The sequence below is a fragment of the Vibrio sp. PID23_8 genome, from assembly GCF_003584965.1.
In the GTDB taxonomy this organism is placed as follows: domain Bacteria; phylum Pseudomonadota; class Gammaproteobacteria; order Enterobacterales; family Vibrionaceae; genus Vibrio.
On the sequence record NZ_LIXE01000011.1, the window covers coordinates 12,125 to 37,641 of the forward strand.

Below are 25,517 nucleotides of genomic sequence, written 5' to 3' on the forward strand. Positions count from 1 at the left end.
TGCATTGAATTATTAGGGAAAATAATCGTTATCAGTTTGTTATACTTTTTTGTCCTGCACAATGCAATTCATGACCAATAATCGACATTTCTGCCCAATACCCCTACTATTCACCGCGAGACCAATGACTAAGATGCGCTCACCGCGCGAAACGAAGTAGAACTCTATGATTACCTTCTCTGATATCCAGTTACTGCGTGGCGGCAAACCATTGCTTGAGCAAGCCTCTGCGACCATACAACCAGGCGATAAAGTTGGCCTCGTGGGCAAAAATGGCTGCGGTAAATCCACACTATTTGCCTTGCTAAAAGGTGAATTGTCGATCGATGCAGGCTCGTTCAGCCAACCGCAACATTGGGAGTTGGCTTGGGTTGCACAGGAAACCCCTGCGCTTGAACGCAGTGCGTTGGAGTACGTCATTGATGGTGACCGTGAATATCGTGGCCTAGAAGCGCAGCTGCAAAAGGCCGAAGAGGCCGATAACGGCACATTGGTTGCTGAAATCCACGGTAAGATTGAAACCATCGGTGGTTACAGTATTCGTGCGCGAGCCGCTGAACTTCTCGATGGTTTGGGTTTTAGCCAAGCGCAAATGAGTTGGAACTTAACCCAGTTCTCTGGGGGGTGGCGCATGCGCCTGAACTTGGCTCAAGCGCTGTTATGTCGCTCTGATCTATTGCTTCTCGATGAACCAACCAACCACTTAGATTTGGATGCGGTAATGTGGCTAGAACGCTGGCTGCAAAATTACCCGGGCACGCTGCTCTTGATCTCACACGACCGTGATTTTTTAGACCCTATCGTGGGTCGTATTATTCACATTGAAAACCAACAAATGAATGAGTACACCGGTAACTACTCTTCATTTGAAAACCAACGTGCACAAAAAATGATTCTGCAACAAGCCATGTTTGAGAAGCAGCAGAAGCAGATGTCACACATGCAAAGCTATATTGATCGCTTCCGCTATAAAGCATCAAAAGCACGTCAAGCACAGAGTCGTATCAAAGCCTTAGAGCGCATGGAAAAAGTGTTGCCAGCGCAGTTCGATAACCCATTTAACTTTGAGTTCCGTGAGCCAGCTGCCCTGCCGAACCCAATAATGATGATGGACGAGGTCTCCGCAGGTTACGGCGATAACCTGATCTTAGAGAAGATTCGCTTGAACCTTGTTCCTGGCAGTCGCATCGGCCTACTTGGCCGCAATGGTGCGGGTAAATCAACCCTAATCAAACTGCTTTCTGGCGAATTAAAGACACAAGGTGGCGATCTGACTTATTCACAAGGCGTGAAGATTGGTTACTTTGCTCAGCATCAGTTAGAAACGCTGCACCCAGAAGAAACGCCGCTGCAACACATGATGCAGATTGCACCTGATAAAAATGAACTGGAGCTACGTAACTATTTGGGTAGCTTTGGGTTCCAAGGTGATAAAGCACTAGAGAAAGTGGCCCCCTTCTCTGGCGGTGAAAAAGCCCGTTTAGTACTGGCGTTGATCGTGTGGCAAAAACCAAACCTATTACTACTCGACGAACCAACCAACCACTTAGATCTGGACATGCGCCAAGCTCTGACCATGGCGCTACAAACCTTTGAAGGTGCCATGGTGATCGTTTCGCATGACCGCTACTTATTACGCGCGACCACCGATGATCTTTACCTTGTCCACGATCGCCAAGTCGCCCCTTTCGATGGTGACCTGAACGATTACTACAAGTGGCTGACAGAACAGCAGAAAGCTGAGCGTAAAGAAGCGCAAGCAGCACAACCTGCGAAAGACAACGTGAATAGCGCGGCGGCGAAAAAAGAGCAAAAGCGACGCGACGCTGAGTTTCGTAAACAAACAGCGCCAATTCGCAAAACGCTGACACAGTTAGAAAATAAAATGGATAAGTTAGGCGAAGCTCTGGCAAACGCAGAAGAGCAATTGGCAGATAACTCTCTGTATGAAGCCGAAAATAAGGCTAAACTTAACCAAGTGTTAGCACTTCAAGCCTCGAGCAAAGCCGAACTTGAAGAAGCCGAGATGGAATGGATGACTGCTCAAGAAACACTAGAGCAGATGGAGCTAGAGTTTAATCAATGACAACCAAGCACGCAGAATACACACTAACCCTAGAACACCTTTGGCACTTCAGTCTGCAATTTTATGGTGTGCGAGAAGTGAAAGAAGCGTGCTTGTCATTGCAAAACAACTATCACGGTAATGTGAATCTACTGCTGCTGCTCAGATGGCTCGATGAGCAGCAGGTCATCTTCCTGGAGCAAGATTGGCCGCAAGTGCAAAACTGCCTAGGCCGCAGCGAAGCCATGCTCCACTCTTTTCGCGAACTACGTCGCCACCTTAAGTCTCAAGTTAACGATGCCCTGTACCGCGAAGCCCTACAGTTCGAACTGCAACTCGAAAAACAGCAACAATCGGATCTGGTTGATTGCATTAACTCTCTAAAACTCATCAAAAATGACGGTGAACCACTGACTCAAAGATACTGCCGTCAGCTTGGCGGTGAGCACCTCCAACATGCGTTCTCAGCTCCAGTACCGAACATTCAGCATCCATAACTCAGTAAAATATCTATACTAAAGCTATAAAGGATTATATTAATAAGTCTTTCAGCAAACTCTGAAAGTACACGGAAGAGCAGTTAGGTATGACACAATTTTTTGCAGCCGCCGGGATCAAGAACCCGCACCTCCAAACCCTGTTACCACGATTTATTCGTAAAAAAGCACTGTTTACGCCTGTTTGGCAAACCTTAGATACCCCTGATGGGGATTTTCTGGATTTAGCTTGGTCTGAAGCAAACCATCATGCCAATAACAAACCCATCTTCGTCCTCTTTCATGGTCTTGAGGGCTGCTTTTACAGTCCTTACGCCAATGGCTTGATGCATGCTTTCTCACAGTCTGGATGGCTATCGGTGATGATGCACTTTCGCGGTTGCAGCGGCAAACCGAACAAGAAAGCCCGAGCCTATCACTCTGGTGAGGTCACTGACGCGCGTCACTTCCTCGAGTATCTTAACCAACGGTTTCCTAATAACCCTAAAGTCGCGGTCGGTATCTCTCTTGGTGGCAATATGTTAGCAAACTACTTGGCGCAGTATAAAGACGACCCTATTTTGAGTGCCGCGGCCATTGTGTCTGCGCCACTGGACTTGGCTGCGTGCGCCAATCGTATTGAGCAAGGCTTCTCTAAGGTCTACAAACGCTACTTGCTTTCATCACTTAAGCGTAATGCGCTGCAAAAGCACGACTTGATCCATGGAGAACTGGCCCTCTCTTATCGTTCGATCAAACGCGTGACTCGCTTATATGAGTTTGATGATCTGATCACCGCACCATTACATGGGTTCAGAGACGCACAGGACTACTATGAGCAATGTTCGGGATTAAGCAAGCTTCAGCAGATCGCTTTACCGACACTGATCATTCATGCCAAAGACGATCCGTTCATGACCGATGCGGTGATCCCTAAGTTTGTTCTGCCCGATAACATTGATTACCGCCTGTATGAGCACGGTGGTCACGTAGGCTTTCTCACTGGCACAGCATTAAAACCTAAATTCTGGCTTGAAGAAGTGCTGCCCGCCTATTATGAGAGTATCGCGGCGAATCATCTTTCTTCTGTATCCGCACAGCAAACTCTGTAAACTAACCATTCGTCATAAACGTTTGAGGTATTTATGATCATTCCTTGGCAAGACATTGCGCCAGAAACGCTAGAAAACTTGATCCGTGAGTTTGTGCTACGAGAAGGCACTGACTACGGCACGGTAGAAATTTCCCTGCAAGACAAAATCGATCAAGTTAAATCACAGCTGGAGAAAGGAGAGGCGGTCATCGTGTTTTCTGAACTGCATGAAACCGTTGATATTCAGTTAAAACAAAAATTTTAATTGCCGCACATTTTACCGTATTTCACTCCATGACAAGCGCTTGTTACATGCTATAGTGGATTATCAACCGTGCAGCGCCACTTCGCTGCACATTGCCAACGAATAATGGACTTGTTTACCTAAGATTCAGCTGGGTAAGTAATTTTTCGACAAGGTTTGTCATGTCAGCGAAACACCCAATCATTGCAGTTACTGGTTCATCCGGTGCCGGTACTACGACCACATCTGAAGCCTTCCGTAAGATGTTCAATATGATGAACGTCAAGCCCGCATGGGTTGAGGGGGACAGCTTCCACCGCTTTACTCGCCCAGAGATGGATGTAGAAATTCGTAAAGCGCGTGATCAAGGCAGACACATCAGTTACTTTGGCCCTCAAGCTAATAACTTCCCTGGACTGGAAGCCTTTTTCCGTCAATTTGGCCAGGATGGCACTGGTAGTGTACGCCGCTATCTGCACACCTTTGATGAAGCCGTACCTTATAACCAAATGCCAGGCACCTTTACCCCGTGGCAAGGTTTACCTGAAAACAGTGACGTGCTGTTCTATGAAGGATTACACGGCGGCGTGGTCGATGGTGATGTCGATGTGGCTCAGCATGTTGATTTTCTGATTGGCATGGTGCCGATCGTGAACTTAGAGTGGATTCAAAAGTTCGTACGCGATACGCGCGACCGAGGTCACTCTCGTGAAGCCGTGATGGATTCAATCGTGCGCTCAATGGACGACTATCTTAACTACATTACACCACAGTTTTCTCGTACCCACATCAACTTTCAACGTGTCCCGACCGTGGATACGTCAAACCCACTTAACGCCAAAGGCATACCAAGTCTGGATGAAAGCTTTGTTGTTATTCGCCTTCGTGGCATTAAAAATGTCGATTTTCCTTATCTACTCGCTATGATTGACGGCTCATTTATGTCACGCCACAACACCATTGTCGTGCCCGGCGGTAAGATGAGCTTTGCCATGGAGCTCATCGTCAGGCCGATTCTGCAACAGCTCATCGAAACGGGTAAAATTGGTTAAAAACCTCGCGAATAAAGTGTTTACTTTTCATACCGTGATCATGTGCACATTTTTGCTTACAAAATCTCCACCATGGCACGATTAAAATCAAGAAATCGTTTTCGAAAAAGGATACTATTTCTAACCGAAACACAAGAGAGCTTGCAGTATAGAAAAGTATTCTTATTCTAGTAAGCTAATTCGGGCTTAGCTAAAATACGGATAGCGCAAGCGTACCCTGCAGAGGAAGTGATATATTATGGTTCTAGGTAAACCTCAAACCGACCCAACACTAGAGTGGTTTCTTTCACACTGTCATATTCATAAATACCCTTCAAAGAGCACGCTAATTCACGCGGGTGAGAAAGCTGAAACGTTGTACTACATCGTTAAAGGTTCTGTTGCGGTTCTTATCAAAGACGAAGAAGGTAAGGAGATGATCCTTTCTTACCTAAACCAAGGTGACTTCATTGGTGAACTAGGTCTATTCGAAGAAGACCAAGAGCGTACCGCATGGGTTCGTGCTAAATCTCCTTGTGAAGTGGCTGAAATTTCGTTCAAGAAATTCCGTCAACTTATTCAAGTAAACCCTGACATCCTAATGCGCCTTTCTGCGCAAATGGCTCGTCGCCTTCAAGTTACTAGCCAGAAAGTGGGTGACCTAGCGTTCCTAGACGTAACTGGTCGTATCGCTCAGACTCTTCTGAACCTTGCTAAGCAGCCAGATGCAATGACGCACCCAGACGGAATGCAAATCAAGATCACTCGTCAAGAAATCGGTCAAATCGTTGGCTGTTCTCGTGAGACAGTAGGCCGAATCTTGAAGATGCTAGAAGAGCAGAACCTAATTTCTGCACACGGCAAAACTATCGTTGTTTACGGGACTCGTTAATTCCGATTAACGTTTAAAAAATTCAAAGCCACCAATAGAAACATTGGTGGCTTTTTTGTTTTAGAAAAACACTGGATTAGCGCCCTCTATTTTTTTCCGTTTGTGCTCTCAAAGATCTTATCTGCCGATGCGGCAACAAATCCTGAGTACAAGTCACCGTTATCCATTGCGTAGCGCTTAGCAAACTCGTAAAAGCCTCCAGGAATCACTTCAACACCTTCCGTAAAGGCCACTGGCACTTTATCGGCCATGGTCGAAGATTGCTCTAGCAACACCTGTGGCGTACCTTTTACTTCGCCGCCGTTTTCGTTGATGGTGAAGCCTGCTGTGCGTAGGTGGTCGTTTACTTGCTTCACTTCTTGGTGTTGGTTAAGTTGGTTTACGCTCACGGTAAAGTGATTTGCGCCGTAACCATGTGCAGCAAGCCAAGAGGCATACTCACTCTCGTTCGCCAACGTTTGGAAATCAGCGTAACTAATCTCCCACAAACGTCCACCATACAAGAAGCCGCTGCCAATCAGCTTTGAAGCATCAACCTGCTCGACCAGTTTATGAACGATGTCTTGCAGCTCTGGCGAACATTCATCGACCTTCAACTCACTGATAAACACTTTTGGTTGCTTTGGATCTGGGTGCTCAAAGTGTTTTGCCACCAGCTTTTTGCTTTCAAATACGTAGTCACCACAGGCTTTATAACCCACTGTCAAAAATGGTTTCGCCAACGTTTCAATACCGAGGGGAGCGACATTAAACGTACGTAGCGCAATATGGTCATTAATCAAAGGCTCATCTTCTTGTAGAAGTTGATGGACTTTAGCAGCTGAAGGGCAAAGACGTTGAATGTAGTCTTGCCATAGCGATTCAAATAACACATCGGGCGTCATAACGACTCCTTGTTATGAAATGTAGAGTTAGAGATAAGAGGAAGTTGACCGCTCGTTCACAGCCCCAAGGCTGTCCAGAATCACGAACACGCGGTCATCAACCTGTGACGGTATGTGAGGCATTAATGCCAGTCAGTCAACACGCGTTGGGGAGTCTTGAGCTCGCCTTTAGCGTTTGCCAGCGCGCTTTACCGGAATCCTAACTTGGTAAATAGCTCTGGCAGATAGAAGCGGTGATACTTTGTTACCGCTTCGTATTTCTCGATTACAGGCTGACACCTGGGCTCAATGTTGCAGGCAAGACCGTCTCGCGACCTTCCACTGATGCCATTGGGTACGCACAGTAGTCTGCTGCGTAGTAAGCACTTGGGCGTAGGTTACCTGACGCCCCCGGACCACCAAACGGTGCATCACCACTGGCTCCCGTCAGCTGACGGTTGCGATTCACGATACCTGCACGAATGTGGTCAACGAAGTATTCCCACTCTTGGTCGTCAGTTGAAACCAGACCCGCAGAAAGACCAAAGCGCGTATCGTTCGCTAGCTCTACCGCTTTCTCTAGCCCTTCGTAGCGCACTACTTGCAGAAGTGGACCGAAGTACTCTTCATCTGGCAGTTCAGCAATGTTCGTCACATCGATGATGCCCGGAGAAACAAACGCCGCTTCGCCCGCTTTCGCTTCAATTAAGCTTTCGCCACCAAGAGCTTGCAGGTTAGCTTGTGCATCCAGAATAAACTTGGTTGCCGCGACCGAAATTTGTGGTCCCATGAATGGCGCAGGCTCAGCAAATGGTTGGTCAACGCGAATGTTACGTGTCGCTTCCACCAACTTAGCAATCACTGCATCACCCTTATCTCCAAACGGAATGTACAGACGACGAGCGCAGGTACAACGTTGACCTGCGCTGATGAAGGCTGACTGGATGATGGTGTAAACCGTTGCATCTAGGTCGCCGTAGTTACCCGAAATAACCATCGGGTTATTGCCACCCATTTCTAGCGCCAGCATCTTGTCCGGCTGACCTGCAAATTGACGATGCAGAACATGACCTGTGTTTGCACTACCCGTGAACAGCACGCCATCAATGCCTTTCGCGTCCGCTAGCGCAATGCCGGTTTCTTTCGCACCTTGGACTAGGTTAATCACACCTTTCGGTAGACCCACTTCTTCCCACAGTTTCATGGCTAATTCACCCGTCCATGGCGTTTGCTCAGACGGCTTGAATACCACTGTGTTACCCGCAAGTAGTGCTGGCACGATGTGACCATTTGGCAGATGACCTGGGAAGTTATAAGGGCCGAATACCGCCATTACACCCAATGGGCGGTGACGCAATACAATTTGGTTGCCTGCGGCTTCACGTGTCGCTTCACCAGTGCGGTCGTGGTAAGCACGGATAGAAATCGCAATTTTACCTGCCATTGCCGCCGCTTCAGTACGAGTTTCCCAAATCGGCTTACCGGTTTCTTTAGCAATCACTTCGGCAATTTTTTCGCTGTTCTCTTTCACTTTCTCAGCAAAAGCCAACACGATCGCTTCACGCTCTGCAAATGGACGCTTCTTCCAGTCAACAAACGCCTCGCGCGCCGCAGCAACCGCTTGGTTCACTTGCTCTGCCGTCGCGCCTTTGCCCTGCCAGATCACTTCTTGGTTGTACGGCGACAAAGACGTAAATGCTTCACCCTGACCTTGTACCCATTCACCTGCAATCCAATGTGTCATTGTTTCTATCCTTAAATTCTGTCGTCAGTTACTGCGGAAGAAGGCGAACAAAATCCCCTTCACCAACCAAAAGTGCATTCGCCAATTCTGGCGCGAGCACCACGCTTTGTGTTTCTGCGTCATAAGCCGCTTTTGCTGCCGCGGCACGGAAATTCTCGAATGATGAATTACACATCAAGAAGTCTTGCGTGCTGGTATGTTCAGAAATTTTGACTTTAGCGCGGAATGAGTGGCGTACCGATTCAATATTGCGTAAGTCACATTCCACTGAAGGACCACCATCGAAAATGTCGACATAACCCCGGTTGGTGAAACCTTCATTCTCTAGCAGTTTCAACGCCGGGCGCGTGTTGTCATGCACTTGACCAATTACGGCTTGCGCTTCTGGGCTCAACAGGTTGATGTAGATTGGCAACTTCGGCATCAAGTCAGCGATAAAACCTTTCTTGCCGATACCGGTTAGATAATCAGCAAGCGTGAAGTCAATTGAAAAGAAATGCTCTTGTAGCCACTGCCAAAATGGTGAGTTACCGTTCTCGTCTGATACACCGCGCATCTCAGCAAAAATAGTGTCTGAGAAACGTTCTGGGTGCTCAGCCATCATCAAAAATCGACACTTCGACATCAAGCGACCATTCAACCCTCCACGGAATGTTTCACGTAGGAACAAGGTACAGATTTCACTGTTGCCCGTGTAGTTGTTACCAAACGTCAGCAGCTTAACCACATTGTTTACCCCAAGTTTTGGCGATGAGTGCACCACTTTACTGATGTGGTAAGAGTAAAAAGGCACATCCCAGCCAATTGAAGCTTCGATGCCAGTGGTACCTGCGACTTCACCCGTTTCAGAGTCAAAGCCCACCATCAGGTAGCCTTCATCACCAGCTTCTTTCACGTCTGGTTTAGCAAAACTGTATTCTGAGTGTTTGATTCGATTGGTTAACAGTTCTTCGTTAACCGGTAGAGATGTAAATCCATGGCCTGACTCAACCGCACAGGTGTGCAGCGCGTCATAATCCGACATTGCAATAGGGCGAACTACTAGCATCAATACTCCCTCCAGATGCAAGAAAATCCTAACTAAATTGTAGGAACAATTCCCCCATCAGAGGTCCTTGATGGGGGTTGCGTTGGCAATAAAACCGGGATCGCGTTTACACTAACGTCGCAATCGCTTTGTCCAATTTTGCCAAGCCTTCTTCGATTTCTTGTTGTGTGATAACGAGTGATGGTGTGAAACGTACGACATTGGCACCCGCAACCAATACCATGAGACCTTGTTTACCAGCGGCAACCAGTACGTCACGTGCACGGCCTTGCCACTCTTCATTCAGCGCCGCACCAAGCAGCAAACCTTTACCACGCACTTCAGAGAAAAGGTTGTACTTCGCGTTGATCTTCTCTAGACCTTCGCGGAACATCGCTTCACGCTCTAGTACGCCCGCTAAGGTCTCTGGCTTGCTGACTTCATCAACCACAGCTTCTGCAACCGCACACGCTAATGGGTTACCACCGTAAGTCGAACCGTGAGTGCCCACTTTTAAGTGTTCAGCCAGTTTTGCTGTGGTTAACATTGCGCCGATAGGAAAACCACCACCGAGTGATTTCGCGGTGCTTAGGATATCTGGCGTGATCCCTAGACCTTGGTACGCGTAGAAGTGACCAGTACGACCGTTACCGGTTTGTACTTCATCAAAAATCAACAGTGCGTTGTGTTTGTCACACAGTTCACGAACCGCTTGGGCGAACTCAGGCGTTGGTGGAATGATACCGCCCTCACCTTGAAGCGGCTCCATCATCACCGCACAAGTGCGATCAGAGATGTGTGCTTGCAGCGCTTCGATATCGTTGTACGGCAGGTGCGTGACGTCACCAGGCTTAGGACCAAAACCGTCAGAGTAAGCCGCTTGGCCACCGACCGTCACGGTAAAGAAAGTACGACCGTGGAAACCTTGTTTGAATGCGATGATTTCAGATTTCTCAGCACCATGAACGTCTGCGGCGTAACGACGAGCAAGCTTTAATGCAGCTTCGTTCGCTTCTGCACCAGAGTTGGCAAAGAATACGCGCTCTGCGAAACTGACTTCAGTCAGTTTTTTTGCTAAGCGGAGTGCTGGCTCATTGGTCATTACGTTGCTAAGGTGCCAAAGCTTGTTGCCCTGCTCGGTTAATGCATTCACCATTGCAGGGTGACAATGACCAAGACAGCTCACGGCAATACCACCAGCAAAGTCGATGTATTCATTGCCTTCCTGATCCCAAATTCGTGAACCTTTACCTTTAACAGGGATCATTTCCATCGGGTTATAGCAAGGTACCATTACCTCATCGAATAAACCGCGCTCTACTTTGTTTTCCGTTGTCATTGCACATTCCTTCTTGATACCGCATGCCTAGCAGATAAGCGAATTTAACCAGCATTCTTTGCTAGCAAATAATGTTTTGCATTTAAGCCATCAGGGCATTGTATTTACATTTAATTAACCATTTCAATAGTGATTTATTCTTTTTGCATCCCAGCACAACCACCACTAATCACTATCTATGAGTATTTATGCACCAAGAATTCGGGATTGAGAAGCGTTTTTTTATAAAAGGCAACGATTACTTGAATTAACAGGAGGGACAAGCAATGAATAATTCTCGCCAACTAGATAGAACGCATAGTTTTGCATTCCACTTCCAAAGTGAAATAGATGAAGAATTTGTTAAAAAAAGTGATCGGGATCAGATCGTTTTACGCGCGAGAAAGTTTGCGAGTAGTTCGTGGCCTTGTTCTGTCTTAATTGACTCAGGATGAAACTGTACCGCGTCAATTGGCAGGGTTTTATGCTGATAACCCATGATTTCATCCATGGATCCGTCAGGTAGTTCAGTCCAAGCGGTCAATTCAAACACATCAGGTAACGTGCCGCTTTTCACCACGAGAGAGTGGTAGCGGGTTACCGTCAGTGGGTTATTAAGATTTTTAAACACACTGCGACCGTTGTGACGAATCGGTGAGGTCTTACCGTGCATCACTTGTCGTGCACGTACCACTTCGCCACCAAACACCTGCGCAATCGCCTGATGACCAAGACAAACGCCCAAGATAGGCAGCTTGCCAGCAAAGTGTTCAATGGCTTGTAGAGAGATACCCGCTTCGTTAGGGGTACATGGTCCTGGAGAGATCACCAAATGAGTGGGGTTGAGCGCCTCAATACCTTGAATGTCGATTTCATCGTTACGCACCACCTTTACGTCTGCACCAAGCTCGCAGAAGTATTGGTAAAGGTTGTAGGTAAAAGAGTCGTAGTTATCGATGATCAACAACATAAAGTGTCGGTGGCTCCAATCCGTTTTGGCAATGCTTAAGTGATGAATCACCACTTTCGTGGCAATCAAGGGCGGTATTTTGCTATACCAAGCAAGAAAGGCAAGTTTTTGCTGAATAAATTTGCTCTGATACGAAAAGCCCTCGCTAGATGCGAGGGCTAAAAATAATAAAGCTCTAAGCTCGATTATGGGCGAGCAACAAAGCCGACGGCTTCATACGCTTTCTTCAATGTTTCGGCAGCGCGAGCGGATGCTTTCTCTGCACCTTGCTTCATCACTTCATTCATGAATGCGCGGTCTTCACGAATACGACGGTATTCTGCTTGGATAGGCTCTAGCATTGCGACTAATGCTTCACCTACGTCTTTCTTGAATGGACCGTACATTTCAACACCTTGGTATTTCGCTTCAATCTCTTCAAAGCTCATGCCTGTCGCCGCAGAATAAAGCCCCATTAGGTTCGAGATACCTGCTTTGCTTTCCCAGTCGTGAGCGATACGCGGTGGCGTTTCTGTATCGGTTTGCGCTTTGTTGATCTTCTTGATGATCGACTTAGGCTCTTCAAGCAGCGTGATAACGTTCTTACGGTTATCATCTGACTTAGACATCTTCTTCGTTGCGTCTTGAAGACTCATTACGCGCGCATTTACCGTCGGAATGTAAGGCTCTGGCACTTGGAAGATTGGCTGATCTGGCGAGTAGATATTGTTAAAGCGGTTAGCGATATCACGCGCTAGCTCTAGGTGCTGCTTCTGGTCGCTACCGACTGGCACTTGGTGCGCACCATAAAGCAGGATATCCGCAGCCATGAGTACTGGGTAGTCAAACAGACCAACATTTACGTCGCCAAATTGGCTTGAGCTGTCACTCGAATAACGTGCTGATTTGTCTTTAAACTGAGTCATACGACCCAACTCACCCATCTGGGTGTAACAGTTAAGAAGCCAACCAAGTTGAGCATGCTCTGGTACGTGTGACTGAACAAATAGCGTGCTCTTCTTCGGGTCAACACCAACTGCCAGACAGATCGCCAGTGCGTCTAGTGTCGCTTCATGCAGTGCTTTAGGGTCCTGACGAACCGTAATCGCGTGAAGGTCTACCACACAGTATTGGCAATCATAATCGTCTTGCATCTGCTGCCATTGACGTAGAGCACCCAAGTAATTGCCGATACTTAGTTCACCTGAAGGTTGAACACCACTCAATACGATGGGTTTGCTCATTAGAATGATTCCTTTGACTTCTTAATCTAAATAAATGAAAAACCGTGCGGCTCTTAGCGCACGGTTCACTCAGTGTACTCATTAGCGAGTATTTTGGAAGATCTTTTGTCGCGGTTATACAGAAACCGCTATTACATCCAATAATTCACCCAAACTGCTAGCAACAAAATCGGGATTCGACGCTGAAATTGGCTCACCATGGTTGTAACCGTAAGTTAAACCAAATGAGGCACAACCTGCATTCTTCGCCGCTAGAATATCATTTTTCGAATCCCCAACCATCAGCATTTCACTTGGCAGGATCTGATGTTTTTCCATCAGCCAGTTGAGTGCTACTGGGTTAGGCTTTTTCTCAAAAAATGCATCGCCACCAAGTACATCGACAAAGTATTTGGCAATGCCGTGTTTCTCCAGAATCTCTGGCACAAACTTGGACGGTTTGTTGGTGACTAGCGCCATCACAAATCCAGCGTTATGCAGCTCTTCCAACGTTTCTTTGACCGTTGGATAAAGATGGCTAAGCTTATGACCGCTCTGCGCGTAGAAATCATCAAACAATACACGAGCCTGAGCACATAGTTCGTCACTTAACTCTGGGTTGATGGTCAGGCTTTGGCTCAATGAACGACCAATCAATACGTCCGCACCGTTACCGACGTAGTCACGGACTTGCTCTTCAGATACCGAAGGAAAACCAAGTGCTTGCACCGCTTGATCAGCTGCAACGGCCAAATCAGGCACGCTATCAAGTAAAGTGCCATCCAAATCAAAAGCGATGAATTTAATATTTTGTTGAGTCATAACTTCCCTGAGAATTTTTATAAGTAGCCGAAAACAACAAAGGATGGGCCCCCATCCTTTGCATCTTTATCATTGTGACTGACTTTGTAGTAAGTGCTTGTTTAAATTTACTTTGCAGCAAGACGCTGACGAACCGCTTCAAACAAACAGATGCCTGATGCGACCGATACGTTCAAACTTGATACGCTGCCAGCCATTGGGATCTTAATCAGATCGTCACAGGTTTCGCGAGTAAGGCGACGCATGCCGTCACCTTCAGCCCCCATCACGATAGCAAGAGGACCTGTCAGCTTCGCTTGGTAGATATCGTGTGTCGCTTCACCTGCGGTACCCACAAACCAGATACCTTGTTCTTGTAGGGTACGCATAGTACGAGCCAAGTTAGTCACTCGGATCAATGGCACCACTTCTGCTGCGCCACACGCCACTTTACTTACTGTCGCGTTCATTGGTGCAGAGCGGTCTTTCGGTACGATAATTGCCGCCACGCCTGCGGCATCAGCATTACGTAGACAAGCACCTAGGTTATGCGGATCTGTCACACCATCCAGTACCAACAATAACGGGGACTCGTGCTGCGCGAGAATGTCATCAATATCGTTTTCATTTAGCTGTTTTGCTGGTTTCACGCGCGCGATGATACCTTGGTGGTTTGCGCCATACGCTTTGTCGTCCAGTGTTTTACGCGTCATCTGCTGAATAGAAACACCACATACTTGCAAATCATTCAGAATAGGCATTAGGCGATCGTCTTGACGGCCTTTTAGAACATATGCTTCGATAAAACGCTCTGGTTCGCGTTCCAATACCGCCTTCACTGCGTGAATGCCGTAAATAAATTCGTTACTCATTGTTTAACCTGTTTTTATGGTCACTTTCTAGCCAACCTCGCAATGAGGTTGGCTATTTCGCCTACTGTGCGTCACTCTTGGTACGCTGAGTTTTCTTCGGCTTACTGTGTGGCTTTTTCTTACGTGCTTTCTTCACCTTAGGCTTTTTGTCCGCCTCAGTTTCACCGAGTTTTTGGCCATCGCGTTTGCCAGAGGTTTCACTTAGCTCTGGTCGCTTGGTTGGCTCAATCACTGGTGTCGCACGAGTGCCGCCTTTCGTAGCAGCACGTTTTTTCTCTTTTGCTTTACGCTTGGCTTCTGCTGCGCGTTTCTTCGCAGTCTTACCTTCGCCGCGTAGCTTACGACTTGTTTCGACTAATTCAAAGTCAATTTGCTTGTCATTTAGATTAACAGCAAGCACTTTGACTTTCACTGCATCACCTAAGCGGTAGATGTTACCGAAGCTTTCACCGATAAGCCTTTGACCGATAGGATCAAATTGATAGTAGTCGTTCGCTAGCGTTGAAATGTGCACCAAACCATCAATATGCAATTCCGTCAGGCGCACAAAGAAACCAAAACTGGTCACGTTGGCAATCACACCATCAAGCTCATCACCGACGTGGTCTTGCATGTATTCACACTTCAACCAATCCGCCACTTCACGCGTCGCATCATCAGCCCTGCGCTCGGTCATCGAACATTGTTCACCGTAGAAGTCCATGTCGTCAAACGAGTAGTGATACCCACCAGTTGGCGTCCAACGGTCTTGATTGCGGCCTTCTTCTTTCGCAATCAAGTATTTAATTGCGCGATGCAGCAGCAAGTCTGGGTAACGACGAATTGGCGACGTAAAGTGCGCATAACGCTTTAATGCCAAACCGAAGTGACCGGCATTATCTGCGCTATAAATCGCCTGCTTCATCGAACGCAGTAGCATGGTTTGGATCAGCTCTTTATCCTGACGCTCAGCAATTTGTTTCACCAAGTCCGCGTAATCCGTTGGCGAAGGTTCTAAACCACCGCCTAAGTTTAGACCCAGTTCGCCAAGAAAATCACGGAAGCCTTGCAAACGCAATTCACCCGGAGATTCGTGAATGCGATATAGCGCCGGCTCTTTAGCTTTTTCCACCAGCGATGCCGAAGCCACGTTGGCCATGATCATACACTCTTCAATGATCTTGTGTGCGTCGTTACGAATCACAGGTTCGATGCTTTCAATCTTACGATCAGCATTAAAGATGAACTTCGCTTCCACCGTTTCAAATTCAATCGCACCACGGTTATCACGCGCGTCTTTTAGTACTTTGTACATGGCGTGCAATTCCTCAAGGTGTGGCACTTGCGCGTGATAACGCATGCGTAGCTCTTCATCACCCTCTAGGATCGCCCCCACTTTGTTGTAAGTCAGACGAGCGTGCGAGTTCATCACTGCTTCGTAATGCTTGTACCCCGATAGCTTCCCTGTTTCGGAGATGGTCATTTCACAAACCATACATAAGCGATCCACTTGTGGATTGAGTGAACACAGGCCGTTCGATAATACCTCTGGCAACATAGGTACAACTTGTGAAGGGAAGTACACTGAGTTACCACGGTTAATCGCTTCTTTATCAAGCGCAGTGTCTGGTCGCACGTAGTAACTGACATCAGCAATGGCTACCCATAAGCGCCAACCGCCGCCCTTCTTCTTCTCACAGTAAACCGCATCATCGAAATCACGAGCGTCTTCACCATCGATGGTAACAAGCGGCAATTCACGCAAGTCAACACGGCCAACTTTGGCTTCTTCTGGCACTTCCTCGCCTAAGTTAACGATCTGCTTGTCGACCGCTTCTGGCCACTCGTGTGGAATTTGATGGGTACGAATTGCGACTTGAGTTTCCATACCCGGCGCCATATTTTCGCCAAGTACTTCAACCACTTTACCCATCATTCCGCGCGAACGAGAGCCACGGTCGGTCACTTCAATCACAACCACATTACCCATACGAGCTCCAGATTTGTGCTCATTTGGGATCAGAATATCTTGGCTAATGCGAGAATCATCCGGTACAACGTATGAGTAGCCATATTCCAGGAAGAAGCGACCAACAATCTGAGTATTACGCTCTTCCAATACACGCACTAAGCGACCTTCACGACGACCACGCTTGCTGTTATCGGTTGGCTGAACCAACACAAAGTCACCATGGATAATGTTCTTCATTTGGTGATGCGGCAGCACAATGTCATCATCCTTGCCGACACTGCCTTCTGGACGAACCCAACCGTGACCATCTTTGTGGCCAATCACATAACCTTTCACCATTTCGAGCTTTGCTGGTAGCGCATAGCACTGACGACGCGTAAACACGAGCTGACCATCACGCTCCATTGCACGCAGTCTACGGCGCAAGCCTTCGTATTGTTCTTCACCTTCAAGTTTCAGCGCTTCAAACAAATCATTACGATTCATTGGTACGCCAGCTTGTTCAAGAAACTCAATGATGAACTCTCTGCTTGGGATTGGGTTTTCGTAATTCTTGGACTCACGATCTGCGAACGGATCGTTTGGAATATTGTCTGACATAGGCGTGCCTATCTAGCAAGGAAGGTATAGAGCTAGTATATCCGAGTCTCAGGATAAGCTACAGAATTGCTTTGAAAAAAGAGTGTTCAAGAAAAGATTTAAGACTCGAAAATAAGGCTAAGGACGAGTAAGCAAGATCAGCAGCTCGGCATTGTCACTAAGCAGCTCTTCGATAGTGCAAGTATCCAACTCAGCAAGAAACGCCATTTTCGCTTTCGCCAACTTATCTTTCAAACGACAAGCTGGCGTAATATGGCAAAACTCAACACCACAATTGACCAAATCTAATGGCTCTAGATCACGCACCACACCGCCAACGGTAATGTCTGCTGCTGGCTTCATCAAACGAATTCCACCGTTCTTTCCACGCACAGTATGAACATAGCCGAGCTGACCTAAACGGTTGATCACTTTAACCATGTGGTTACGTGACACCCCAAATAAGTCGGTTACTTCAGTAATATTCGTCAACTCATCTTTTGGCAGTGAAGCCAAGTAAATCAAGGTTCTTAGCGCGTAGTCGGTGAAACTGGTTAACTGCATGTTGCGATCCTCTTTAATTAATGAGTGTAAATCTTTTCTTGATTAAAAGATACATTTGAGATACAACTTTAAACATGCATTATAAATATAACTTTAGATGGGAAGACATTATGCTCAGCAATCAAACTATTGAAATAGTGAAAGCAACGGCGCCACTTCTTGCAGAAACTGGCCCAAAACTCACCGCACACTTTTACGATAGAATGTTCACCCATAACCCTGAGTTGAAAGATATTTTCAACATGAGCAATCAGCGCAATGGTGACCAACGAGAAGCGCTATTTAATGCCATCTGCGCCTACGCGACTAACATCGATAACCTGCCTGCACTGCTAGGCGCGGTAGAAAAAATCGCTCATAAACACACCAGCTTTTTAATTACTGAAGATCAGTACCAAATCGTCGGTAAACACCTGCTTGCTACCATTGATGAATTGTTCTCTCCTGGTCAGGAAGTGATTGATGCATGGGCAGAAGCATACGGTGTGCTCGCGAACGTATTCATTCAACGTGAAGAGCAAATCTACCAAGAAAACGCTGCACTTCAAGGTGGTTGGCGTGGTCTGCGTGAGTTTGAGTTGGTGGGCAAGCAACTTGAGAGTGAAAGCATCTGTAGCTTTGTTTTCAAACCAACCGATGGTGAAGTGGTTTCTGAATACAAACCGGGTCAATACCTCGGTATCTACATCAACAGTGATAAGTTCGACAGCCAAGAGATTCGCCAATACAGCCTATCTTCTGCGGTTCAAAAGAACACTTACCGTATCTCGGTAAAACGTGAACAAGGCGGTAAAGTATCGAATTTCCTGCATGATGAGCTAAACATCGGCGATAAAGTACAACTTGCGGCACCTGCGGGTGATTTCTTTATGGATGTAGACGCGACTACTCCAGTTGTTTTGGTTTCGGCAGGTGTGGGGGTAACTCCAACTCTATCGATGCTCGAGAGCCTTGCTGAGCATCAAGCGCCCGTGACTTGGGTACACGCGGCAGAAAACGGTCAGCAGCACGCATTTAAACAGCACGTAAACCAACTAGTGAGTGCAAAAGACAACATGAACTCGCTGATTTGGTACAACCAGCCAACCGCAGAAGACAAGATCGGTGAAGACTTTCACTTCACTGGCTTGGTGAATCTAAACGAGATAGAAGTGGCGCTGAAGCAAGACAACGTGCAGGTGTACTTCTGCGGTCCTGTCGGCTTTATGCAGCATGTCGCGAAGCAGTTGCTTGAGTTAGGCGTCCCTCAAGGGCAATTCCATTACGAGTGTTTTGGTCCACACAAAGTCGTATAACTATTGGTGCTGTCTTGAAAACAACAAAGCCCACATGATGTGGGCTTTGTTGTATGAAGTTATCAGCGTTTTTAACCGAACTGCTTACCAGAAGGTATCACGTCGTTTTGCGCGTGCGATGATGTTTTGCGGCATTCGCTGCTCTAAGCCATTTCTTAGTACCGCGATACGTTTATGCTGTCTCTTATCCGCCGTTACCGAGTTATACAACCAACGGTAAGCATCTTCGTAATCAATCGGACTGCCGTAATCACGCAGCAATAACTCAGCAAGATGAATACGCGCATTTAGATTGCCCATCGCTGCGGCTTCACGCAGGTAAGGAATTGCACGTTCCTTGTCTTGTTGAACTAACGTACCACGAGAATAGTAACGCCCAAGCTGCTCTAATGCTGCTGGCAAGCCTTGGTGCGCGGCATTTTCCATGTAGTAAAGGCCGAGTTCAACGTCTTGCTCTACACAGACGCCCCACGCCAGCATATCACCGTAAAGGAATTCATAAGACGGCAAATTAATGCGCGTCGCACGTGCTACGATGTCTTCCACCAACTGGCAGTTATCAGCGCGCACGCGTTGTAAGTGCTTATTCTGTTCAATAAGCGTAATCAACTCTGCTTCGGTGTAGATAGGAACTGGCGCACCCACATCGGCAATATTAGCTTCAACCGAGGTTGCACTTAGCATCAATAACAGTGAAGCAGCCACTGCCCGTAACTTCATAAATGTACTCTTTAAGGTATCGAAGAAACCAAAGATCGGCGAAGGATCTCCTCTGCTTGATAACCTTATCGGCAAAAGGCTGTTAATCTTTAGGCAAATTTTGCCTCTTTCCTAAGCTTAACGGCAACAGCTTGCCACATCGAGTCTATTTTCCCCACGAATGAAGCTAACTCACAGAGACAAAAAAGCCGACTTTAAAGTCGGCTTTTACAATCTCTACCGAGTATCGATTAAGCACCAAATGGGTGAACTTTAATGATAGTTTCGTTACGGTCTGGGCCTGTTGAGATAATGTCTACTGGCACGCCAGTTAGCTCTTCGATACGTTTGATGTAATCTAGAGCGGCTTGTGGAAGCGCATCTAGAGATTTAGCACCGAATGTGTTCTCAGACCAACCAGGCATCGTTTCGTAGATTGGCGTTACTTTTTCGTACTCATCAGCTGCCATTGGCGAAACTTCTAGTACAGAACCATCTTCCATCTTGTAACCAGTACAGATTTTTAGCTCTTCTAGACCATCTAGTACGTCTAGTTTAGTTAGACAGAAACCAGTAACAGAGTTAATTTGGATTGCACGACGCATCGCAACAGCATCGAACCAACCTGTACGACGTAGACGACCCGTTGTTGCACCAAACTCATGGCCAACAGTACCAAGGTGCTTACCTACTGGATCTTGCTTGTCTAAACCATCGTATAGCTCAGTTGGGAATGGACCTGCACCAACGCGAGTACAGTAAGCTTTCGCGATACCAAGGATGTAACCTAGGTGACGAGGACCAAAACCAGAACCGGCAGCAACACCACCAGCGGTTGTGTTAGAAGAAGTTACGTACGGGTAAGTACCGTGGTCGATATCTAGCAGAGTACCTTGTGCACCTTCGAACATGATCTTGTCACCGCGCTTACGTGCTGCGTCTAGTTCGTCAGTTACGTCCATAACCATAGAAGTAAGTAGTTCAGCGTAGCCTTTCGCTTGCTCAAGTACTTCTTCGTAGCTTACTGCGTCTGCTTTGTAGTAGTTCACTAGAGCGAAGTTATGGTATTCCATCACTTCTTTTAGTTTCTCAGCGAATGCTTCCATATCGAATAGGTCGCCAACGCGTAGACCACGACGAGCAACTTTATCTTCGTACGCAGGACCGATACCACGGCCAGTCGTACCAATCGCTTTTTTACCACGTGCAATTTCACGCGCTTGGTCTAGCGCAACGTGATAAGGAAGAATGAGAGGACATGCTTCAGAAATGAAAAGACGTTCGCGAACAGGAATACCGCGCTCTTCAAGAGGTTTCATTTCTTTAATTAGAGCTTCAGGTGATAGTACAACACCGTTACCGATAACGCATTTTACGTTATCGCGAAGGATACCTGATGGAATTAAGTGAAGAACGGTTTTTTCACCGTCAATTACAAGTGTGTGACCTGCATTGTGACCGCCTTGGTAGCGCACCACGTATTTTGCATCTTCAGTTAAAAGGTCTACGATTTTACCTTTACCTTCGTCACCCCATTGGGTGCCTAGAACGACTACGTTATTTCCCATCTTTCCAAGTCTGATTGCTAGTTAAAAAAGGATTTTAGCACCGAATCCCCCTTCTTGCAGTCATTTTTTGTTCAGAGAGTCAGTACTAGAATGCAATTTCGCCGACACTGCGCATTTCACATCCCCCATACCACTGATAATATTTGCTTTTCTTAAATCGACTAAGGTTCACTATGTCAGAGTCTATTTGGCTAGCGATTGGGCTAGTATTGATCGTGGAAGGGATTGGCCCACTTATTGCGCCAAATGGTTGGCGTAACATGGTGGCACAATTGAGTGAACAGCCAGACAACCAACTTCGACGTATTGGAGGTTGCCTTGTGGTTGCAGGAACAATCATTGCGGTCATGATGAGCTAACCACCGAAACAACTACTATGTTCTCAGCCGATACAAAAAAGGCTCCTAACAGGAGCCTTTTTGATTTAAAGACACGCTTATTCGACTTTAGCGCCTTTCGCATTGTTCATGTACTGGAAGAACTCGCTGTTCGGATCCAGAACAAGAATGTCGCTCTTAGAGCTGAACGATTTCTCATAAGCCTTCAAAGAACGTAAGAAGCTGAAGAACTCAGGATCTTTGCTGTACGCATCGGCGTAAATCTTCGCCGCTTCTGCATCTGCTGCACCGCGTGTTACACGAGCGGTTTTATCCGCTTCTGCCAGAATCGTTGCCACTTCAAGCTCTGCTTGTGCGCGGATAACTTCGGCTTTCTCACGGCCTTGAGAGCGATGCTTACGTGCTACAGACTCTCGCTCGGCACGCATACGACGGTAGATTGATTCACTAATCTCATCTGGAAGGTTGATCTTCTTCATACGGAAGTCAACGATGCGAACACCCAAGTCTTTCATTGCGCTTCCACGCGTGTCTTTCAACACTTCAGACATGATTAGATCACGCTCACCATCGATTTCCAATGCCTCACGTGCCGCTTCACTATTCAGTTCATCGCTATCTAGATCGTCTGGCAATACGTCAGTATTACGTGGACCAGACACGATCTGTTTGATGTCACGAGAACCGATTTCTGAACGAAGCACGTCCGTCACTTTACGCTCCAAAAGCGCTTCAGCAGTCAGTGTATTGCCGCCACCTGTCGCTAGGTAGTAACGTCCGAAATCTTCGATACGCCACTTCACGTAGGTATCAATGATTACGTCTTTTTTCTCCGCAGTTACGAAACGGTCAGCACGGCCATCCATGGTTTGGATACGCGCATCTAACTGCTTAACGCGGTCAAATAGTGGCATTTTGAAATGCAGACCCGGCTCGTAGATTCGAGTGATATCGTTATTGTCTTTCAATACACGACCAAATCGAACCACGATACCACGCTCACCTTCAGGGATAACGAATAGTGACATCAACATTAATGCCAGTGCGATGACCAGTACAGGGATCATTAACTTACGCATTCTTAGTATCTCCCTTGACGTGAATCTGTTGAACGAGACTGCGTACTCGAAGTGTCTTGGTTCGGGCGTTCAGACTCAAGTTGAATATGATCGTACGCTGAAGAAGACTTCGATTTACGTTTGGTGTCTGTTTGACCTTCCCCCGTCAACTTATCAATTGGTAGGTAAAGCAGATTGCCGCTCGATTCAGAGTCAATGAGCACTTTAGAAGTGCTTGAGTAAACCTCTTCCATGGCATCAATGTACAGACGGTCACGAGTAACGCCAGGTGCCGCTAGGTATTCAGGCAGTAGTTTTTCAAACTGCGCCACTTGACCAAGAGCTTCGTTGGTTACACGCTCGTTGTAACCTTGCGCTTCTTTCTTCAAACGCTCAGCACGACCTGTTGCCTTCGGCAAGATTTCGTTCTTGTACGCTTCGGCTTCACGGATGAAACGTTCTTCATCCTCACGTGCAGCGATAGCGTCATCAAACGCATCTTTTACTTGCTCTGGCGGACGTGCAGACTGGAAGTTCACGTCAACAATCACGATGCCCATATCGTAGCTATCAATGATTTGATTCAGTGTTTCTTGCGTCGTTTGACGGATTTGCTGACGGCCACTGGTTAAGATGCTATCCATTAGTGAGTCACCAATGACCGCACGTAACGCCGAATCTGTTGCTTGACGCAAGCTGTCATCAGCATTGGTTACGCGGTATAGGTATTTGTATGGGTCAGCAACACGGTATTGAACGTCCATCGCGACGGTTACTACGTTTTCATCTTTAGTCAGCATTAGACCAGATGCACGTAGCGAACGAATCGCCTGCACGTTTACAGCCGTCACTTCGTCAATAAAGCGAGGACGCCAGTTCAGACCGGGATCGACGATACGATCGTACTTTCCTAAACGCAAAACCACACCGCGCTCTGCTTCACCGATGGTGTAAAAACCAGCGAAGAACCACACCGCAATCGCAATAAGTGCAATGATGCCGAAGCCAATCGCACTACCGCCACCGCCGATAGGTGAACTACCGCCGCCTTTTTTACCAAACTTACCACCCAGCTTTTGACTCAGTTTGCTGAACACTTCATCTAAATCTGGCGGACCTTGATCTCGGCCACCAGGACGCTGGCCACCACGATTATTATTACCCCAAGGGTCATTATCGCGGCCATTGTTGCCGTTGTTATTTCCAGGCTCATTCCACGCCATTAGAAAGCTCCATCATTTGATATGACGTTATACTGTAGCAGTCCTTTAAGTGACTATAAAGTCGACTAAAACTGCCCCTTCTCTTTTTTCAAGTCTAGACCAATCTACTTGCTGCATTCGAATATCGATCAACAAGTTACCTTCCTGGTCATATTCCTCACGTTGAATACACTTCATTTGGAAGAATGTACTACGGAATCGTCCTTGATACTGTGGAGGAATTCTCAACTGATACTCAACGATTTGCGACGCTAAACGTTCTGTCAGCGCATCAAACAGGAGATCAATACCTATCCCTTCCATAGCAGAAACCCACACGGTGCGAGGAAGGCCTTCCTCATCACGATCTATACGTGGTTTTTGCTCTTCTAGATTGTCAATCTTGTTCATGACGACGAGCGTTGGCACTTCATGTGCCTCGATCTCTTCTAAAACTTCATGAACAGCTTGAATATTCTCACGAAAACGCTCATCACTGGCATCAACAACATGTAACAAAATGTCAGCTTCTTGCGTTTCCTGCAACGTTGCTTTGAAGGCCGCAACCAAATCGTGAGGCAGATGTCGGATAAATCCAACGGTATCAGCAAGAATTGCAGACCCAACATCGGCTAACTCAATCTTACGTAACGTAGGGTCAAGAGTTGCAAACAGTTGATCTGCCGCGTAAACGCCAGCTTCCGTAATACAGTTGAAAAGTGTCGACTTACCCGCGTTGGTGTAACCGACGAGAGAAATCGTTGGGATTTCAGCTCGATTTCGGGCACGACGTCCCTGTTCACGCTGCTTTGCCACTTTATCTAAACGACGAAGGATAGCTTTAATTCTGTCACGCAATAGTCGGCGGTCAGTTTCTAACTGAGTTTCACCCGGCCCTCGTAGACCAATACCGCCTTTCTGCCTTTCAAGGTGCGTCCAACCACGAATTAAACGAGTAGAAATGTGTCGAAGTTGAGCCAACTCTACTTGCAGCTTACCTTCGTGTGTTCGTGCTCGCTGAGCAAAGATGTCAAGGATAAGACCAGTGCGATCGAGAACTCGACATTGGCACAGTTTTTCGAGGTTACGTTCTTGGGCAGGAGAGAGGGAGTGATTAAAAATCACTATTTCAGCACCCGTCAATTGTACCGCAGTAGCAATTTCTTGTGCCTTACCCTCTCCGACATAGTATTTCGGGTGAGGGGAGCGACGGCTACCAGTGACAACTTGCAGCGTCTCTACCCCTGCAGAAGACACCAGCATTTCGAATTCAGCCAGATCTTCCCATTCACCTTCTTGCGTGAAGTTGATATGAACAAGTACGGCTCGCTCACCGGATTCATAACGGTCAAACAAGCAATCAACTCCTTATTGTAAAAATACGAAATGAAGAATTAATCTTCAGATTTCTCTTGTGGACGATCACTTTGAGGACGATCACCACTGTGATGGCTCACTGGACGAGCCGGAACAACGGTAGAGATTGCGTGCTTGTACACCATTTGATTTACCGTGTTTTTCAACAGGATCACGAACTGATCGAATGATTCGATCTGACCTTGTAGTTTAATACCGTTTACCAGGTAAATAGATACCGGAATACGCTCACGACGTAGCGCATTTAGGAATGGGTCTTGTAGAGATTGCCCCTTAGCCATTTTATTT

The 25,517-nt window shown here is 47.0% G+C and carries 24 protein-coding genes; 8 read left to right on the forward strand and 16 right to left on the reverse strand.

The window, feature by feature from the left end; translation table 11 throughout:
* The first annotated feature begins 166 nt into the window (after nt 1–166).
* The 6 genes from AK966_RS15910 to crp all read left to right on the forward strand — a co-directional run bounded on the left by AK966_RS15910 (nt 167) and on the right by crp (nt 5,801).
* Nucleotides 167–2,086 carry an ABC transporter ATP-binding protein gene (locus tag AK966_RS15910; protein ID WP_099080022.1) on the forward strand — a complete coding sequence of 640 codons (1,920 nt, stop codon included), beginning with the start codon at nt 167–169 and terminating at the stop codon, nt 2,084–2,086.
* On the forward strand, nt 2,083–2,562 hold the full coding sequence (locus AK966_RS15915) for a TIGR02444 family protein (RefSeq protein WP_099080023.1): 480 nt from the start codon (nt 2,083–2,085) through the stop codon (nt 2,560–2,562). The genes AK966_RS15910 and AK966_RS15915 overlap by 4 nt, the downstream gene beginning before the upstream one ends.
* 89 nt (nt 2,563–2,651) lie before the next feature.
* On the forward strand, nt 2,652–3,653 hold the full coding sequence (locus AK966_RS15920) for a hydrolase (protein ID WP_119464532.1): 1,002 nt from the start codon (nt 2,652–2,654) through the stop codon (nt 3,651–3,653).
* A gap of 33 nt (nt 3,654–3,686) precedes the next feature.
* Nucleotides 3,687–3,899 (forward strand): YheU family protein, encoded by a 213-nt coding sequence (locus tag AK966_RS15925; RefSeq protein ID WP_099080025.1) that lies wholly within the window; start codon nt 3,687–3,689, stop codon nt 3,897–3,899.
* Between the two features lie 161 nt (nt 3,900–4,060).
* Complete coding sequence (locus tag AK966_RS15930; RefSeq protein WP_099080026.1) at nt 4,061–4,930, forward strand: phosphoribulokinase; 870 nt, start codon at nt 4,061–4,063, stop codon at nt 4,928–4,930.
* A 238-nt stretch (nt 4,931–5,168) separates the two neighbouring features.
* Nucleotides 5,169–5,801, forward strand: coding sequence for a cAMP-activated global transcriptional regulator CRP (gene crp, locus AK966_RS15935; RefSeq protein ID WP_005381432.1), 633 nt, complete (start codon nt 5,169–5,171; stop codon nt 5,799–5,801).
* Between the two features lie 86 nt (nt 5,802–5,887).
* On the opposite strand, the gene AK966_RS15940 is transcribed toward crp, so the two are convergent.
* The 10 genes from AK966_RS15940 to nsrR form a co-directional block, all read right to left on the reverse strand.
* A complete protein-coding gene (locus AK966_RS15940; RefSeq protein WP_099080027.1) occupies nt 5,888–6,685 on the reverse strand; it encodes a DUF1338 domain-containing protein in 798 nt (265 codons plus the stop codon).
* Nucleotides 6,686–6,950: 265 nt separating this feature from the next.
* Nucleotides 6,951–8,408, reverse strand: coding sequence for a succinylglutamate-semialdehyde dehydrogenase (gene astD, locus AK966_RS15945; protein WP_119464533.1), 1,458 nt, complete (start codon nt 8,406–8,408; stop codon nt 6,951–6,953).
* Nucleotides 8,409–8,436: 28 nt separating this feature from the next.
* Nucleotides 8,437–9,456, reverse strand: coding sequence for an arginine N-succinyltransferase (astA, locus tag AK966_RS15950; protein ID WP_099080029.1), 1,020 nt, complete (start codon nt 9,454–9,456; stop codon nt 8,437–8,439).
* A 106-nt stretch (nt 9,457–9,562) separates the two neighbouring features.
* Nucleotides 9,563–10,774, reverse strand: coding sequence for an aspartate aminotransferase family protein (locus tag AK966_RS15955; RefSeq protein ID WP_099080030.1), 1,212 nt, complete (start codon nt 10,772–10,774; stop codon nt 9,563–9,565).
* A 361-nt stretch (nt 10,775–11,135) separates the two neighbouring features.
* A complete protein-coding gene (locus AK966_RS15960) occupies nt 11,136–11,723 on the reverse strand; it encodes an aminodeoxychorismate/anthranilate synthase component II (RefSeq protein ID WP_119464534.1) in 588 nt (195 codons plus the stop codon).
* 185 nt (nt 11,724–11,908) lie between these two features.
* Nucleotides 11,909–12,946 (reverse strand): tryptophan--tRNA ligase, encoded by a 1,038-nt coding sequence (trpS, locus tag AK966_RS15965; protein ID WP_099080032.1) that lies wholly within the window; start codon nt 12,944–12,946, stop codon nt 11,909–11,911.
* A gap of 114 nt (nt 12,947–13,060) precedes the next feature.
* Nucleotides 13,061–13,747, reverse strand: coding sequence for a phosphoglycolate phosphatase (locus AK966_RS15970; RefSeq protein WP_119464535.1), 687 nt, complete (start codon nt 13,745–13,747; stop codon nt 13,061–13,063).
* Nucleotides 13,748–13,854: 107 nt separating this feature from the next.
* Nucleotides 13,855–14,598, reverse strand: coding sequence for a 23S rRNA (guanosine(2251)-2'-O)-methyltransferase RlmB (gene rlmB / locus AK966_RS15975; protein ID WP_119464536.1), 744 nt, complete (start codon nt 14,596–14,598; stop codon nt 13,855–13,857).
* Nucleotides 14,599–14,659: 61 nt separating this feature from the next.
* On the reverse strand, nt 14,660–17,149 hold the full coding sequence (gene rnr / locus AK966_RS15980) for a ribonuclease R (RefSeq protein WP_099080035.1): 2,490 nt from the start codon (nt 17,147–17,149) through the stop codon (nt 14,660–14,662).
* 117 nt (nt 17,150–17,266) lie between these two features.
* The gene (gene nsrR, locus AK966_RS15985) at nt 17,267–17,692 is read right to left on the reverse strand and encodes a nitric oxide-sensing transcriptional repressor NsrR (protein WP_099080036.1); all 426 of its coding nucleotides are present in this window, start codon (nt 17,690–17,692) and stop codon (nt 17,267–17,269) included.
* A gap of 110 nt (nt 17,693–17,802) precedes the next feature.
* Between nsrR and hmpA the strand changes: the two genes are divergently transcribed.
* Nucleotides 17,803–18,987 carry an NO-inducible flavohemoprotein gene (gene hmpA / locus AK966_RS15990; RefSeq protein WP_119464537.1) on the forward strand — a complete coding sequence of 395 codons (1,185 nt, stop codon included), beginning with the start codon at nt 17,803–17,805 and terminating at the stop codon, nt 18,985–18,987.
* A gap of 84 nt (nt 18,988–19,071) precedes the next feature.
* On the opposite strand, the gene motX is transcribed toward hmpA, so the two are convergent.
* Together motX and AK966_RS16005 are read right to left on the reverse strand one after the other, a co-directional pair.
* Complete coding sequence (gene motX, locus AK966_RS15995) at nt 19,072–19,707, reverse strand: flagellar protein MotX (RefSeq protein WP_099080038.1); 636 nt, start codon at nt 19,705–19,707, stop codon at nt 19,072–19,074.
* A 230-nt stretch (nt 19,708–19,937) separates the two neighbouring features.
* Nucleotides 19,938–21,254 carry an adenylosuccinate synthase gene (locus AK966_RS16005; protein WP_099080039.1) on the reverse strand — a complete coding sequence of 439 codons (1,317 nt, stop codon included), beginning with the start codon at nt 21,252–21,254 and terminating at the stop codon, nt 19,938–19,940.
* Between the two features lie 173 nt (nt 21,255–21,427).
* Between AK966_RS16005 and AK966_RS16010 the strand changes: the two genes are divergently transcribed.
* Nucleotides 21,428–21,613 (forward strand): DUF2065 domain-containing protein, encoded by a 186-nt coding sequence (locus AK966_RS16010; RefSeq protein ID WP_099080040.1) that lies wholly within the window; start codon nt 21,428–21,430, stop codon nt 21,611–21,613.
* A 77-nt stretch (nt 21,614–21,690) separates the two neighbouring features.
* On the opposite strand, the gene hflC is transcribed toward AK966_RS16010, so the two are convergent.
* Genes hflC through hfq form a run of 4 tightly spaced genes read right to left on the reverse strand, consistent with a single transcriptional unit; the run spans nt 21,691 to nt 25,510 of the window.
* Complete coding sequence (gene hflC, locus AK966_RS16015) at nt 21,691–22,671, reverse strand: protease modulator HflC (protein WP_119464538.1); 981 nt, start codon at nt 22,669–22,671, stop codon at nt 21,691–21,693.
* A 2-nt stretch (nt 22,672–22,673) separates the two neighbouring features.
* Nucleotides 22,674–23,873: an FtsH protease activity modulator HflK gene (gene hflK / locus AK966_RS16020; RefSeq protein ID WP_119464539.1), complete on the reverse strand. Its 1,200-nt coding sequence runs from the start codon at nt 23,871–23,873 to the stop codon at nt 22,674–22,676.
* A 45-nt stretch (nt 23,874–23,918) separates the two neighbouring features.
* Nucleotides 23,919–25,208, reverse strand: a complete 1,290-nt coding sequence (hflX, locus tag AK966_RS16025) for a ribosome rescue GTPase HflX (protein ID WP_099080043.1) — start codon at nt 25,206–25,208, stop codon at nt 23,919–23,921.
* A gap of 38 nt (nt 25,209–25,246) precedes the next feature.
* Complete coding sequence (hfq, locus tag AK966_RS16030; protein ID WP_099080044.1) at nt 25,247–25,510, reverse strand: RNA chaperone Hfq; 264 nt, start codon at nt 25,508–25,510, stop codon at nt 25,247–25,249.
* Nucleotides 25,511–25,517 lie beyond the last annotated feature (7 nt).